9 protein-coding genes are annotated in these 14,711 nt (G+C 48.8%); all 9 read right to left on the reverse strand.

The features are described 5' to 3' along the window. Positions 1–384: 384 nt before the first annotated feature. Positions 385–1,236 (reverse strand): formate/nitrite transporter family protein, encoded by an 852-nt coding sequence (locus tag F0220_RS27825; RefSeq protein WP_105600206.1) that lies wholly within the window; start codon positions 1,234–1,236, stop codon positions 385–387. A gap of 373 nt (positions 1,237–1,609) precedes the next feature. After that, positions 1,610–2,971 (reverse strand): FAD-dependent oxidoreductase, encoded by a 1,362-nt coding sequence (locus F0220_RS27830; RefSeq protein WP_091012820.1) that lies wholly within the window; start codon positions 2,969–2,971, stop codon positions 1,610–1,612. 407 nt (positions 2,972–3,378) lie between these two features. Next, positions 3,379–3,858 (reverse strand): glutathione peroxidase, encoded by a 480-nt coding sequence (locus F0220_RS27835; protein ID WP_047840764.1) that lies wholly within the window; start codon positions 3,856–3,858, stop codon positions 3,379–3,381. 239 nt (positions 3,859–4,097) lie between these two features. Then, a complete protein-coding gene (locus tag F0220_RS27840) occupies positions 4,098–4,982 on the reverse strand; it encodes an ABC transporter ATP-binding protein (RefSeq protein ID WP_091012819.1) in 885 nt (294 codons plus the stop codon). Positions 4,983–5,661: 679 nt separating this feature from the next. Continuing rightward, on the reverse strand, positions 5,662–8,880 hold the full coding sequence (locus F0220_RS27845; protein WP_105600207.1) for a GAP1-N2 domain-containing protein: 3,219 nt from the start codon (positions 8,878–8,880) through the stop codon (positions 5,662–5,664). Further along, the gene (locus F0220_RS27850; protein ID WP_024632789.1) at positions 8,877–10,136 is read right to left on the reverse strand and encodes a TRAFAC clade GTPase domain-containing protein; all 1,260 of its coding nucleotides are present in this window, start codon (positions 10,134–10,136) and stop codon (positions 8,877–8,879) included. Before F0220_RS27850 ends, F0220_RS27845 begins: the two co-directional genes overlap by 4 nt. A gap of 90 nt (positions 10,137–10,226) precedes the next feature. Then, positions 10,227–10,874 (reverse strand): beta-mannanase, encoded by a 648-nt coding sequence (locus tag F0220_RS27855; protein WP_105600209.1) that lies wholly within the window; start codon positions 10,872–10,874, stop codon positions 10,227–10,229. A 19-nt stretch (positions 10,875–10,893) separates the two neighbouring features. Continuing rightward, complete coding sequence (locus F0220_RS27860) at positions 10,894–12,177, reverse strand: vWA domain-containing protein (protein ID WP_105600210.1); 1,284 nt, start codon at positions 12,175–12,177, stop codon at positions 10,894–10,896. Positions 12,178–12,263: 86 nt separating this feature from the next. Further along, the gene (locus tag F0220_RS27865; protein ID WP_223199794.1) at positions 12,264–14,699 is read right to left on the reverse strand and encodes a transcription initiation factor TFIID; all 2,436 of its coding nucleotides are present in this window, start codon (positions 14,697–14,699) and stop codon (positions 12,264–12,266) included. Positions 14,700–14,711 lie beyond the last annotated feature (12 nt).

Here is a 14,711-nt window from a genome sequence, read left to right on the forward strand (position 1 = left end):
GAGGTTATCGCGTAAAGAGAACAGTATGTTTTTGCTTCATATTCACCGCTATAGCAGCTTTAAATTATTTTCAAAAAAATGTTTTTGAGTTTGATTCAACTTCAGAAATCAGGGGTAAATTAAAAATAAGGCATTAGGCTAGTGTTTCCCCACTTCCTCCTCATGCCATATCATGGACCACTCCCGAAATTCGCCATGAACAGGTTTCGTTCCCCCGAACCTTGTCATGGCGAATTTATTTTGCGTTTAAACTCCAACAAAAAAAACATACAAAAAAAACGATCCCGCCCTGCTCCATCACAGCATATTCGCCATGAACCGAGCAAGATCAGAATCGTCTTCACTTCTACATGAATATTTCATTACACGTGTATATATACCCCGCTACGCCTGCTTGCTCAACATCACTCTAGCCTCCGTCTCCACAGCTTCGATCAACGTTGCTGCCTCCGGTTTCACTTTCGGCTCAGCTTGGCGCAGGTACACCACCCAATAGGCTGCAGCTACAAACAGAGCACCACCAGTCAGATTCCCGAGCCATACCGGAATAAAATTCATCACATATTGGCCCCACGAATAATGCCCTTCAAAGATTGCCGCCGGGATGAGGAACATATTGGCCACAACGTGCTGGAATCCAATCGCCACAAATGCCATCGTTGGAAACCAAATGCCCAGTACCTTGCCACTCATCGTATCGGATGCATAAGATAGCCACACGGCCAGTGCCACCAGCCAGTTACAGCCGATGCCAGAGATGAAAGCTTGCAGGAAGCCGTCATGCAGCTTATGCCCAGCCATATCCACCACTTTCGCCAGATATACACCCTCTCCGGTCAGGCCCAGCACATGTCCAAACGCGTACGCGACAAACAAAGCTCCAACAAAATTACCAATCGTCACTAAGGTTAGATTTTTCAACATGCTACCCACGGATAATTTTCTTGCAATCGTAGCAAGCGGAACTGCCATCATGTTACCTGTCAGCAGCTCGCCACCACCTATGAGCACCATGATTAGTCCAACCGGGAACACTGCCGCTCCAATCAGATTGACCAGACTCCCCCACTCAGCTGGCGCAGAAGCAATCACTCGAATATCCAGTAGAAAACCCAGCGCGATAAATGCACCTGCCATGAAACTAAGCACCAATACAGAAGACACCGGATATTGAGCCTTCTTCATGCCTGTTTGCGCCGTATATTGTGCAACCTCAAGAGGTGTTTTTGCTGCCATATCATCCATCCTCTCCTTCATTGTTCATCATTGGATAAAACCATCTGAAATTCATAAGTTATACGTTGAATGCCATATCTCAATTGTATCTTGGTACTGCATGAAACTTTGTGCAAATTATCACAATGTAATTTAAAAAGATACTTTAAGAGTGTCTTGGAATAGTTAAGTCAGCAAGAGTATATAAGGCCTTTTGTATCTAAAAAACCACAAAAAAAGACTGACGTTTAATCGCCAGTCTTCTTTTTGCTTATAATCGTCCGCCTTGTTTCGTATTCCTGGCAGTTATTGTACACCTTATATTACAGATAAGCATGACTTATCTTTGTATGGCGTTTATCAAGATCGCTGTTAAACCATCTATTCTGCTTCCTTACACCATTGCTGGTGCTTTTACTTCTATTGGAGGCAGTGCTTGCAGACCCGCCGTGTTCAGGAAGTTCCATGGTTTGTTGTAATGTGGCTGGAAGAAAAAGTCGATGAAGGCCAGCTCATCTACGGTCATGTTATTTTGGATGCAGACCGAGATCGTATTAATCGATTGGGTCAGATCAACCTGAGACATCACCTGTGCTCCTACGATCCGACGAGTAGCCTGCTCATATACTACTTTGAGCAACAGTTTCTCAGCCGTTGGCATGAACTCCGGGCGGTAGCTGTCTTCCAGTACGACAGATTCAACAATCAGACCTTCATCAGCAGCAGACGTTTCCGTCATCCCGGTACCCGCGATATTTTGCTCATAAATTTTGATACCCGATGTTCCTTGCGTACCCATATACGGTGTCGTAGGACGAACCAGGTTACGGGCTACCAGTGTACCCATCCGCACGGCGTTGGTTGCCAGTGGAATGTAAGATGCTTTGCCTGTTGGGTTGTAATGAATAGCACAACTGTCACCCGCAGCGAAGACGTCTTTTTGACTCGTTTGCATGTATTTATCTACGATGATTGCGCCGTTTGGCAACATATCCACTTGGCCTTTAAGCAGCTCTGTATTTGGACGGAAACCAATGCACAGAATAACCAGATCGGTTTCAAACTCTCCTTTGGACGTAATCACCTTAGTCACTTTGCCATTCTCTCCAGTAAACTTCTGTACTGTTTGACCAAGAGCCAGCTTGATGCCGCGTCCAGTCAACGTATCTTCAATCGCATCCGTGAATTCAGGGTCCAGGTATTTGTTCAAAATCCGGTCCACACTGTCGATTAGGGTAACTTCCTTGCCATTCATTTGAAAAGCTTCCACCAGCTCTACGCCGATATATCCTGCACCTACAACAGTAACACGTTTGGCATCTTTGGCTTTTTCAATAATCGTGTTGGAATGATTGTAGTTTTTACAAAGTAAGATGTTATCCATCTCGATGCCTTCAAGCTTTGGAACGACAGGCCATGACCCGGTTGTCACGATCAGTTTGTCAAACGTATCTTCAAATTCTTCCCCGGTTTGCAGGTTTTTAGCCTGAAGGGTATGGCCCTTGGCATCAACTGCTGTAACTTCATGAAGCATCTTGGTCTCAACGCCAAGCTCTGCCAACTGATTAGGCGAAGAATAGAACAAGCCGTCAGGGTCTTTCACAACCCCACCTACGTAGAGCGCAATGCCACAAGATAGGAAGGAGATGTTGTCATTGCGCTCATACACGGTGATGGTAGCATCCGGGTACAATTTGGCGGTATTTACGATGGCTGCGGTTCCTGCGTGTGTACATCCGATAACTGCGATTTTCATTAAAAGTTCCTCCTCGAAATATATAAATGAGTTTGAATATAATGTTATTGTGGTTGTGAAATATTTCACTTCTTATTCGAAACTGTGTATGTGATTTATTTCACTTTATACACTCATTATAATGTGATCTTTTTCACATTGCAATAGGTTGTGCAAAAAAAGTTTGTCGAAGGAGGTCATTTCCCTGTATTTAAGCCTTTCTTCCCTTCATTGTATTGATTTCATTGTCCCCGGATTCGGGTCGGTTTATGCTATGTAATGGCTTCCGTAATCCCTGTATCGGCGCATAAAGTTAGAGGTCTCTATGGAGCAACGCCTACCTGTGAAGAGAATAAAGCCACGTATATAAAATAACCAAAGAAGCCCATCTTGCTTATGCAAGAACAGGCTTCTCAAACGCTCATGGTTTAACCGAGCAATTTCTCGATATCTGCAATCATTGTCTCCGGAGATTCTTTCGGTTCAACACGACCTACCACTTCACCTTCACGGTTAACAAGGAACTTGGTGAAGTTCCATTGGATGTCGCTTGTTTCGCCTACGCCAGGTTGTTGCTCCTTCAGGTATTGGAACAGGGGATGAGTGTCCTCACCATTCACATCTACCTTGGCAAACACCGGGAAATTCACACCATAGTTAATCTGGCAAAATGATTCCGCTTCCTCACTTGTACCTGGCTCCTGCCCTCCAAACTGGTTACAAGGGAAACCCAGTACAACCAAGCCTTGATCGCGATAACGATCATAAAGCTTTTGCAATTCACCGTATTGCGGGGTCAGCCCACACTTGCTGGCTGTATTGGCAATGACCAATACCTTACCTTGATACAGATCCAGTGAGACTTCCTGGTTCGCGGTGGTTACCGCCTGATATGAATATACGGACATGACTGATTCCTCCCATGACATATGTTGGTTTGGGCTGTTGCGAGCACGTTGGCATAACCAATGAACTCACAGCCTGTCCTATTATTATAGACCTGATCCAATGCGATTACCAAATCCCGGGTCTATACGTTCCCTTTGCTCCCATGCGTTGCAAATTCCCCATGAATGCAAAAGAGCCGCCTGCGATAGCGCACAGCGGCTTCATTCTATAATGTAAGGACCACATATGGCCCAATTTATTAACTTCCTGTCGCTTGAACACGTGGTTCTGTCCGTCCTCCAGCATGAACCATCGCACTGTTCATGACCATCTGCTCTGGCGTCTTCGATTGCTGGCGTTCGCCTGCAAGAGCGTAAGGCAAGCAGAGCGGTACACCGGAACGCGGATCAATCACAATATCTGCTTCAATGTTGAATACTTCACGAAGCACATCCGAGTTCATGACTTCCACAGGTGAACCATGAGCAATGGCTTTACCTTTTTTGATACCAATCATGTGATGTGCGTAGCGGGAAGCATGATTCAAGTCATGCACAACCATAACAATGGTACGGTTGGCTGTGGCATTCAGTTGCTCCAGTAATTGCAATACTTCGAGCTGGTGAGCCATATCCAGGAACGTAGTCGGCTCGTCCAGGAAAAGGATATCTGTTTCTTGTGCAAGTGCCATGGCAATCCAGGCACGTTGACGCTGTCCACCGGACAGTTGATCAATCGGACGATCATGGAATTCAGTCATGGCTGTCACTTCGATAGCCCATTCAATCATCCGTTTGTCTTCCGCACGCATGGAGCCAAATCCTTTTTGATAAGGAAAGCGACCATACGATACCAGTTCAGTAACGGTAAGACCTTCAGGGGCTGTTGGATTCTGTGGCAAAATCGCAAGTTGTTTGGCAACTTCACGCGTGGACTGTTTATGGATGGACTTCCCGTCGAGCAATACATTACCTGCTTTTGGAGCCATAATACGTGCCATCGTTTTCAGGATGGTTGACTTCCCTGAACCATTGGCCCCAACAAGTGCTGTAATTTTTCCTTGGGGAATCTGAATATTCAGATCCTCTACAATTAGTCTTTCCTCATAAGCGATATCCAGCTTGGTCGTCTCCAGACGAAACATGCGATCATCCCTCTCTCATTTATCCCGGTTATGTAATCCGGCTATGACAACAAAAACGAAATTGTAATTCTGTGTATTTCCGACGCAAATATCTTCTACACTAAAGATACTGATAATCATTATCATTTGTCAACATAAAAAACCAAATTTTCTTCTCTTTTCGTGCTTTATTTGGTCTTTCTCTAGCAGAAATCTCGCTCTTTTCCCAAGTACACATGAGATCTTTTCTCATTCATTCCGCGCACTTTATCACTTCTGACTGTCTTTTAAACTCTTGAATCGCAAATTTTGTGTCTGAATTGTGAATGTGTGAGTTTTTTTCATGCAATGGCTGTATAAATTGAACTAAAGGATAGTTACACTAGCCACTCCGATGACAGAACAACCTTCTGATCGCTGTTATCCCCAGATTTTTTCATCCTTTTTTAGTGGGTACATCCGGGGATAAAGGCGAACGTTTCACTTCTTCAGGGTATTTCTGCCCTCTCCGTTTTTGTGTAAATGTTAGTTCAATATATTCATCCGCCATATCAAATAAAAAAAGATGACCTTGAAATCTATAGTTCAAGGTCATCTCACATACGTTCGTTTAATAAGGTATGAAGCCAGCATTTTTCCTTTTGGATCAAAAGACACTTAATGAATCTATGCAACACGCTCAAATAATATGATTTACAGCTTAATTAGGCTGCGGCATCAATTGGATCACTGTCATATTGCCCTGCGTACTCTTCACACTGACAATGCTCTCGGCATCCATATTCGCCGGAAGATCGATCTGCAATCCATACGGATAGAGACGATCTACCTCTCCAATAGACATCTGTGCAGGATTGTTCGCATCCACATCCTGTTCATTGGATACAGATGTGTCAGGTGATGTGGAACCAGTAACTTGATCTGCATCCGTACCTTGATCCGTGTCTCCACTCGCAGCATTAGACGATCCATTCGTCCCTGTATCCGTTGTTGTATCGGTAGCAGGATCTGAAGTGGAATCACCTGATGTTGAAGGATCGGCCTGTTGATCGCCATCCTCCGTCTGCTCTGTGTTCCCCGCGTTTCCCGCTGATGAGCCATCCTTGCTCCCTTCGGAAGTACTTCCTGAACTACTATTGGAAGGAACTTGGTTATCTGGCTCCTCGTTCCGATTAAAACTCTCCCACTTTCCTGTAGTAACCAACTCCTGAGTACTATCATCCTTCATCGTCAACTGAAGTTTGCCTTGTTCAAACTCAGTGCTTCCCGTATCGTTCCTGAAACGGATCACCAGTTGAGCAGGTGATTGCGTACCCTCCTGTTCACTCGCAGGAATCATATAAGCAATCTGCTCCGAGAGCTGCACCTCAGGTTCAGCCGGTATGACAGGCTCCTGGGTAGATGGAGGGGATGCCGCTGGCGGCTCTACAGAATCTTTCATCCATGCATATGTACCGCCCGCAATACCAAGAACCAGGATCAAGAGGATTAATCCGAACAGATTTTTCCTTTTACCCGTTAGCATCCGCACCAGTGGAGAGGACAATTCCGTCTTCGCACGGTCATAGACCGGCTTCATTGTCTTGCTGGCTCTCACGTAATACGGTTTGAAAGCTGACTTCGACTTAAAAGCTTCACGGTCATGGGCTTTGAAATACGCCATGATCGCATCCGCATATCCTTTATGCACATTGGAACCCCGGACAAACATCCGATGATCTCCTGACCATTCGAAGAATGGATACAGTCCTTCAGCACGACTTGCATTGGTGCGGATGAATTCAATCAGGCCGGGATAATCCAACCGATTGCTGCCGCTTCCTCCCCGATAAAAAGCCATCGGTAAAGCTTCATATGCTGCGATCCCCGGATGAGCCTGCAGCTCTCCGGCAAGCCAGCGACGCGTCCAGCGTTGAAGTTCATTGCGTTCTGCCAGGGAAAGTGCCTCCAATGCCTCTTCTTCATTCCCCTCGCCACTAAGCCACACTCTCGCAGCCAGCATCATGTTCGTTCGAGCAGATACATCAGAACCTTGACGTGCCGCCCAATCTCGAACCTCATTACCATGCTGCAAAATATCAATGCTTAACAGCTGTTCACGGTTAACCCGTTCCAGATCCAGATCCTGAATCATAAACAGGTTAATGACATAAGCAAGCTTGTCTGCAAGGCGGGTTAACTCCTCCTGATACGCCGGATCTTGACTGGCAGACGGAGATCCCCCTTTGCGATTAGGGCGGGCTGTAGCTTCCGATTGACCAATTCGTGCCGTAATGCCTGTATCATAAGTGACATCAGCGGATACCCGATCCAGTATACTAACACGCTGGAGGGCTTCATTCGCAGACTGTACCGGATTAGGCGCAGAACATAACCGTTCACGCAGCTCATTGGCTGTCCGCTCCTGCAAGAAGCTGTAGTGGATCGCAGATGGATGGGACGTAACCCATCTTCGGATCACTTCAACAACGTTCGCTGCCGATTCCGTGCGTTTCAGCTGATTGTCCAGATAAGGCTCGAACAACAGCTTGGTAAGCGATTCATTGGCCAGCACTTTATCAAAGAAAGCTTGATTCAGCTGCGGATCCCGATCCAGCACAGCATACAATTCCTGCACAGCACGCATACGCTTCTGGGCGCGAGCATTATTCACACCGTAGATGAAATAGTCCACAATCCGGGATTGCACCACTGGCGCGGCAACACTGAAATACTCTCCAATGCGAGCTGCGACGTCTTCTTCGGGTACGTTCTCACGCTTCACGCTGTCCAGTTCCCTGCTGAGCAAGGTCAGGAACAGCTCGTTCAGACGAGAACGTTGCTGTAATCCACCATCCGGCTTCAAATAGGTCAGCAAGCCACTCAGGACATGACTTTTGTTATCCAAATACAGGTCTTCCATGCCTTGTTCAAGACCATAGAACACCGCAAGTTCGCCATACGCTTCAATGGAAAGTTCCCGACCAGGCTCCATGCCGGACAGCATCTCATCCGCAAATGTATAGAACGCATCCGCCGCACCAGGTTCCTGCAATAAAGCCCAGGCGAATTCCGCATAAGGTAACTTCGCCACAGATGCATCCGCATGTGTCACTCTGCCGGATACCAGATCAAAGGTGAAATCCTTCTCCGTATTCCGGTCTTTCGGACGTAACGTCCCCCGCTCTACAAACTGGACGTGAATGCCCTTCTTGGCCTGCGGCTCCTTGGCAAACGTCATGAATCCCAGTTGCCGCCGGAATGCGTATGGTAAAGCCGTGTACAGCAAACGTAGCAATCCTTTGGCCCCTGCGGTCACTTCCTCTGCGGGAAGGTCCAGCGCAATGTATACTTTTCTGCGTGTCGCTACAGACTGCATTACCGCATAGAGCAGGCGCTTGAACAGCACTTCGTTCATCTTCAAGGCGCTCAGCACTTGGATTGGTGATCCTACGCCAGCATCGGTCGCCCCACCCTGTCCGCTCCTAGATGATATAGGCAATTCAGCAAGTGCTGGCAGAACTGTACCTTGTTCGATGTCATAGGACGTGGCAAACACGGCATCCAGCCAGCCGCCTTGTTTCATCTGCTCTTCCGAGCGTTCGGGAGACAAGACGTAATTATGTGCAAAAAAGGCACTGCGCAGCCCGGTGAAATCCGCAGACTGGTACACATTTTGGCCAAGAATCGTCTCTCCACTCTCCAGATGAAGCAGGTGAATGGAAGCCGGAAACTTCGTCTCGTCCTTCTCGCTACGGCCTGTTAGCTCCGCTGGAGCGTCATAGACACAGTAGGGGTGAAGCACTTTTTTGATAAAAGAAGGGTCCAGTCCCGGCGATGCCGCAACCGTATCAAACCCCTCTGTTGTGCGAAACACCCCGCGCCGCTCTCGGGTATACAGCTGCTGTTCAATGGGCGGGGTTACGGAAGAACGCATCATCCCACTCTCCCCTCAATGTACTTCAGCTTGTACAATAGCCATAAGAAGGGTTCATCCACGCGAATCGGACTAACCACACCCTGCAATTTCATATCCACCGGATTGCTGCCCAGCGCAGAGACTGCGAAATAGGCTGTATCCTTGAAGTACACATCCATCGTGCCCTTGAACGGGCGGTCCACCTTCTCGATAAAGCGGCGGATCTCCCCATCGATATTCTCGAACTCGGTTAAGTCGAACCAATCGCGGTGAACCATGTTGCGGAAGACGTTACTGTTGGATTTGATATAATCCCCCTCTTCATCCTTGAGGGAATGCAGCATGTCGCTTTTGGTGAGCACAACAGCTGTGGGAATATTCGTTTTGGCTTTGTCCTGATACGCGATAAAATCTCCAAACATCGTCAGCACCACGTCGCGTGGCTCATCGTATCGTGGTGTCCACTCTCCCGGCTCGTTGCCCAGGTTAATGCGGATTTTGTCCCGAATCGAACGAATCTGAAGCGGGTCCACCATGAACAGGATACCTGCCGAGTTCTTGATGTGCTGCCCGTGAAGTCCGAGATAATCCTGCTCCACCATACCTTCACCCGCAACGTCAAAGAATACCAGTGTCAGCGGCGCTTTATCTTCGTCCTTGAACACAAACTGGAAGATAAACGGCTCCTGCAACTTTTCCTTCTGTGTGGAATCCAGCAGATCGCCCCGTTCAAACAACGGTTCTTCATAATCCGCACGGAACCGGCGGCTGATCTCCGCATTCAATGGCATGCAAGCCGCGTCAAAATGATCAGCCGTATAATGCTGCAATGTATGAATTAATGAAGTCATGTAGACGGATTTCCCCACCTGGGATGCACCGATAATGGAAATGATATTGCTGGGTGCTTTACCTGCCGTAACAGGTAGCTCGTTATGACATTGCGGACACAACCGGCGGCGTGTAACGACACCATACCGATCATTCAGCCCCATCACGATGTTATCGGAATAAATACGGTGTTCCTCCGGTACATCATGCGGAGCCAATACGGCCTCCATATCAAATACCGTGTCAAGTCCGAACCTTTCGCGATACCGATTCAACTTTGCATCTTCCCCGAGTGCGTAGTCCTCATCATCATCGCGGTGATGGGCGGCGCGGAACACTACCTCTTCCGGTGAAAACTTACTGAAACAATAAGGGCACACAATATCATAAAACAGCGGACGTTCCTCCGGCTGTTGTCTCTTCAAAAACCGACTAAAAAAGCTCATAGCCACTCCCCTCCCCTGATCAGTCAGACTAAGGTGATTTACACTTGCACTACGATGACAGAGTAACATTCCAATCGCTAGTCCAACTATCTAGTCTGATATAAGCCTATAGGCGGCTCCATATTTCGGTCCGTCCGTGAAGAATAATCGCACATAATCATCCTTGGCAACTTCAACGGGCGGCATCTCATTTCTTCCGGGAGCAAAATTACTCACAAAAGGATACACCGTACCATCTTCCTTATTGAGCGGTACCCCGCCCTGTTTGCGAACATAACAGAGGGCTTCCTTTGGAACAGGTACTTCCGCTGTGACGGTGATCAATACACTTTTTCGTTTCTGAAAAAAACCGCTCTTGTAGCGAATAGAAAAGCGGATATCCGCCTTCCCTGCGCTTGCAATCACCATGTTGTCCTCGTCTCGTTGACGGATCAGCACAGGACCTTCTTCCTCCATCTGACACACATACACTGTGTACTTGATGGCACCAAAACCCGTGATCCGATCCGTGTAACCATTGCTCGCCTTATATTCCTCTCTCGTGTACAACTTCAGCTTGCCCTGTGCAGGCTCTTCTCCGGTACGATCATCGCTCATCATATCTAGCTCCAGCCGTTCCACATACACAGCTTCTACCCGTTCCGGCCAGAGCCAGCGAAGTGTACAACGTCCTTCGTCCACCGCAAGTGTCAGTTTTCGAATCAAGGGTGTCGAAGGGTCTGCATCCGTAAATCGCATTTCCATTGACCTCCCGACGTTAGAATCCTTTGCTGCGTGTATCTCTTGGTCTCTGACCAAACCCTTCGGCAGAAGAAGTTCCGCCGCCAGCTTCACGACGACCCCGGCTCTTCCGCGGCGTGTTTTCCTTAATCGGAACAATCCAGGAGAAGAGGGTCAACACGCCAGACAAAATTAGTATCGCACCGAGTCGTACAAATGTATCACCCACGTTCGAGCCGTCGAGTCCCCATTCCAGCAGAAGCCCTGCCAGTAGACCCGACACCGCACCACCAATACCGAAGCTTAACGCAAGGTGACGGTTATCGAATACGAGTCCGAGTGATACACCTAGTGCTACTCCAATCAGCAGAACGGCTGCCACACGGAAAATCGCCAGATAAACGCTATGTTCCATCATACCTGTACGCTCCGTCACCAGCGTCCGTTCATCGATCGTATCGTAGATCTGCTGGAATGCCAGATTCAGACCACCGGAATCCGGTACATCATAGTACATGCCACCCGTTTGCTGAGCAATATTACGCAACAGATCCGTACCCGATGGGTCCACCAGGCTTAGGCCCACCGTATTGATGGAAATCTGTTCACTGCTATATTGGGACAAAATATCTGCCGTATCCGCTTCACTGAAGCCATCGGATAACAAGATGACGACCGTACCACGTTTCGGGTCCTGTTTGCCCTGAATCTGTTCCATGCCTTCCCGCAGCACGGCATCAAAATTGGTGCCGCCCGAAGTTGTGACAATACCATCGATTTTGCTATAAACCTCATTCTTGGCCGTTTCACTATCCAGCGCAATAAACGACTGTAACAACTGCGGCTGGTCATCAAACGTAATGACAGCTACCTGTTTGTCACTCTCCATTTGGCTGATCAGTGTCTTGGCTGCTTCAAAGCGTCCGTTATCCGGATCTGTCTCGCTCATGCTGCCCGAGTTGTCGATCATCAGTACGATGTCCTTCACTTGCTTCACACCGCCCGGATTGATCTGATACAACAATTGCAGAGCGAGTCCAACAACAAATAACAGAGCCAGCGTTGCCGGAACAAGCAATTTCCACGACAGTCCCAGATATCGAAGCTTCCATGATGCGCCATTCAGCTTGGGTGAGATCATCTCTGCGATCAAACAGAATAACCCCACACTCAGCGCCAGTACGCCAAAGTATAAGCCCATCAGCAACAGACGCGGCATTTCCCCAAGCCATTGACGCAGCATGATTTCCCCTGCCGCAAAGCCCACTGCCCCGCCAATCAGGCTGAACAGGACCAGGAGAAGATTGATTTTTCGCTGCATGTCCACATGCATCCTTTCCATACCAGCCGTAAGCAGGCTGAGTTAATACAAGATTGTAGCAGGGTGTCATGACACAGCCAGACATCTTAACGGATGGGTGACAACTTTTCCGCCAGACCTGCGGGGTGAAGTTCATATCCATTCTCCGTGTACGAGTCATAATATACCTTGCCGTTCCGATACACCATGAGATCCTCCAGATGGAAACCGCCCATCAGATTCAGCTTCTCCACACCACTGCTGCGTTCTTCGTACACCACACCCAGCTTGTAGATGCGTGACGTCTCTTCGGCATGCGCCGCGTAGTCCATGAATGCACTATGATGGTCACCAAAGAAGTACTTCTCTTCATACCGATGTTCCTGCGTATAATCGAATACCCGTACCCGAACGACCGCCTGATCCTCCAGCGTGTGGTACAACCTGCGGAACAGATCATCCCGGGTCAATACATCTTTGTCTCCGTAGGCAATCGTTACATTGGCCCGCTGCAACAGCTCTTCTTCAAATGGCAATCGCAACGGCTCGGCCGTAAGCAGCAACGAGTGACATACCTCCATCAGACGTTGCAGCAGACGGTCATCGCCTTCTGTGGCAAGACGGTTCATGTCTCCCATGTAACGGTCCTCAAACCATACATCCCGTCCGCGCTTGGCTTCCAGCTCGATGATTAGCTCTTCCGTCACTTTGCCGTAGTACTCCATCACGTTCTGGCCGATGTATTCATCCGCAGCGGCAATACTTTGGGCAGCTGTCTCTCGCAGTGTGCGTTCCAGCGCTTCAAGTGCTGCCGTGACGTGGCGACTATAACGGTGAAGCTCTTCCAACTCCGTATCGTAGATGCGCAGAAGATGTAATTCATTTTCCAGACGCAGCAATTCTACCTTCGGTACATACACTCGCTCCAGCATGCAGTCAATCAGATTGCGTACATTCTGTTTATCACGGAACAACGCTCGTTTGAACGACTGATCTTCCACCCGCTCTTGCTGACGTTGCTCCAGCAGGGCACGTGCCGATTCAAGCTGCATCGATTTATCCCGAATCAGTCCGAGCAGCGCTTCACGTACACTGCCAGGCTCACTGTCACTCCAGGCTGCCCACTGGAAGTAACCAACCTCTGGATGCTCCGCGCGGGATTGTTCGGCCTGACGGCACAGAGAGCCGCCAGAACTGCGCTCGCGCACACGCTCTTCGACAAGACGGACGACGTTATCACGGAAGTACGCTTCAGCGCCTTGTCCGAACAACGCTCTCTCCGCTTCACGAAGCGAGAGTGGCTTCAGATCGGAGAAACTGACGTTATGCGTCATGATGCCACTCATGCCACTAACCAGATCTTCACTCGGCAGCAGGCCTTCAACTTTACGTTCCACCGAGGCCGCGTCCAGTCCGAAGAAAGCGAGCTTGTCCTTGATGCTCCAATCCGGCTCCTGCCGCATGCGTGCGAGCAGATACCGATACATGTGATATAACACCGCCAGTGCTATCGGCTTGTTTGGCCGCCTGATCTCGGCAAAACCCGCACTTGCATAACCATGCTGATCAGAGGTGGTGCGAATATTGTTTTTGAAGGATGTATTGTTGTATGTGTTCGCTCCCGTGCTTGAAACGCTACCCGAGTGATTTGCATCCTGCTTCCGGTTCTTCAACAGGCAGATCCGGCAGATGATCTCGGCATTTTCGATCCAGCCACCGGGAACGCCGGTTCCACGCTCATTTTTGTCGGACAACAGATATACAAGATCATACAACGGGGACGCGTGATGTGTAACGGGAATGGAGATCCCATCCTCCGTCACCAGCAGATTACCGCTGAACGTGTAGTCCAGCGACTGCATATAATCCAGCTCCCTTAGAAAAGCAAGGCCTGCTGCGCTGGCATACCCGAAGGAATCCACTTGTTCCATCTCGCTGACCAATACATGCAGATCCGTTTGCACCGACTTGAAGGCTTGGGACAAAATGATCTCCGTCAGCTTGGTGAGCTCTGGCAACAATACATTCAGCGGATCATCCGCCCTGGTTACCACCGTAACGTAAATCCGATCAAATGACGAGTACAGCCGTCCATATTCGGCAATCCGGTTACTGACCCGACGAAGCGTACGATTCAGATCAAAGAGCGCCTGATCCGATTCGTGGAAACTGCGATGTACATCCTTACGCCGTGTTTTGGACGGTCGCTCCGTCTGCCCAGCGAACAGAGGCAAGCGGTGACGAGTCACCTGACCGTCATCGGACGAGCCACCAGTCCTCGTTTCACCCGAACCCGCTTCCTGATCTTCTGTCCCAATCTGAACGTAGACCACACCGTCTCCGTTATCCCATTTCAGCCGATTGATCTCCTGCACAGCAGACACGGCAGGTGCAACCAGATCACCCACGAAAAGGAACAAAGCCGGGTAATGGATACTGCTGCGTCCATCCCCCAGGCTGCCTTGACGCTCCTGCTCTATTGCATACTGTGCTGCATACTTCTCCAGATCGCGCTTCAGGGTATTGTTCGAATTGAACTCCATCCCGGTCACCAT

Origin of the sequence: Paenibacillus sp. 37 (assembly GCF_008386395.1) — a bacterium.
Classification (GTDB): Bacteria; Bacillota; Bacilli; order Paenibacillales; family Paenibacillaceae; genus Paenibacillus; species Paenibacillus amylolyticus_B.

Bases quoted from the DNA above. Each gene is read 5' to 3' on its own strand.
- F0220_RS27830 (WP_091012820.1), bottom strand. From the start codon at position 2,971: ATGAAAATCGCAGTTATCGGATGTACACACGCAGGAACCGCAGCCATC.
- F0220_RS27835 (WP_047840764.1), bottom strand. From the start codon at position 3,858: ATGTCCGTATATTCATATCAGGCGGTAACCACCGCGAACCAGGAAGTC.
- F0220_RS27850 (WP_024632789.1), bottom strand. From the start codon at position 10,136: ATGAGCTTTTTTAGTCGGTTTTTGAAGAGACAACAGCCGGAGGAACGT.
- F0220_RS27860 (WP_105600210.1), bottom strand. From the start codon at position 12,177: ATGCAGCGAAAAATCAATCTTCTCCTGGTCCTGTTCAGCCTGATTGGC.
- F0220_RS27855 (WP_105600209.1), bottom strand. From the start codon at position 10,874: ATGCGATTTACGGATGCAGACCCTTCGACACCCTTGATTCGAAAACTG.
- F0220_RS27840 (WP_091012819.1), bottom strand. From the start codon at position 4,982: ATGTTTCGTCTGGAGACGACCAAGCTGGATATCGCTTATGAGGAAAGA.
- F0220_RS27825 (WP_105600206.1), bottom strand. From the start codon at position 1,236: ATGGCAGCAAAAACACCTCTTGAGGTTGCACAATATACGGCGCAAACA.
- F0220_RS27845 (WP_105600207.1), bottom strand. From the start codon at position 8,880: ATGATGCGTTCTTCCGTAACCCCGCCCATTGAACAGCAGCTGTATACC.
- F0220_RS27865 (WP_223199794.1), bottom strand. From the start codon at position 14,699: ATGGAGTTCAATTCGAACAATACCCTGAAGCGCGATCTGGAGAAGTAT.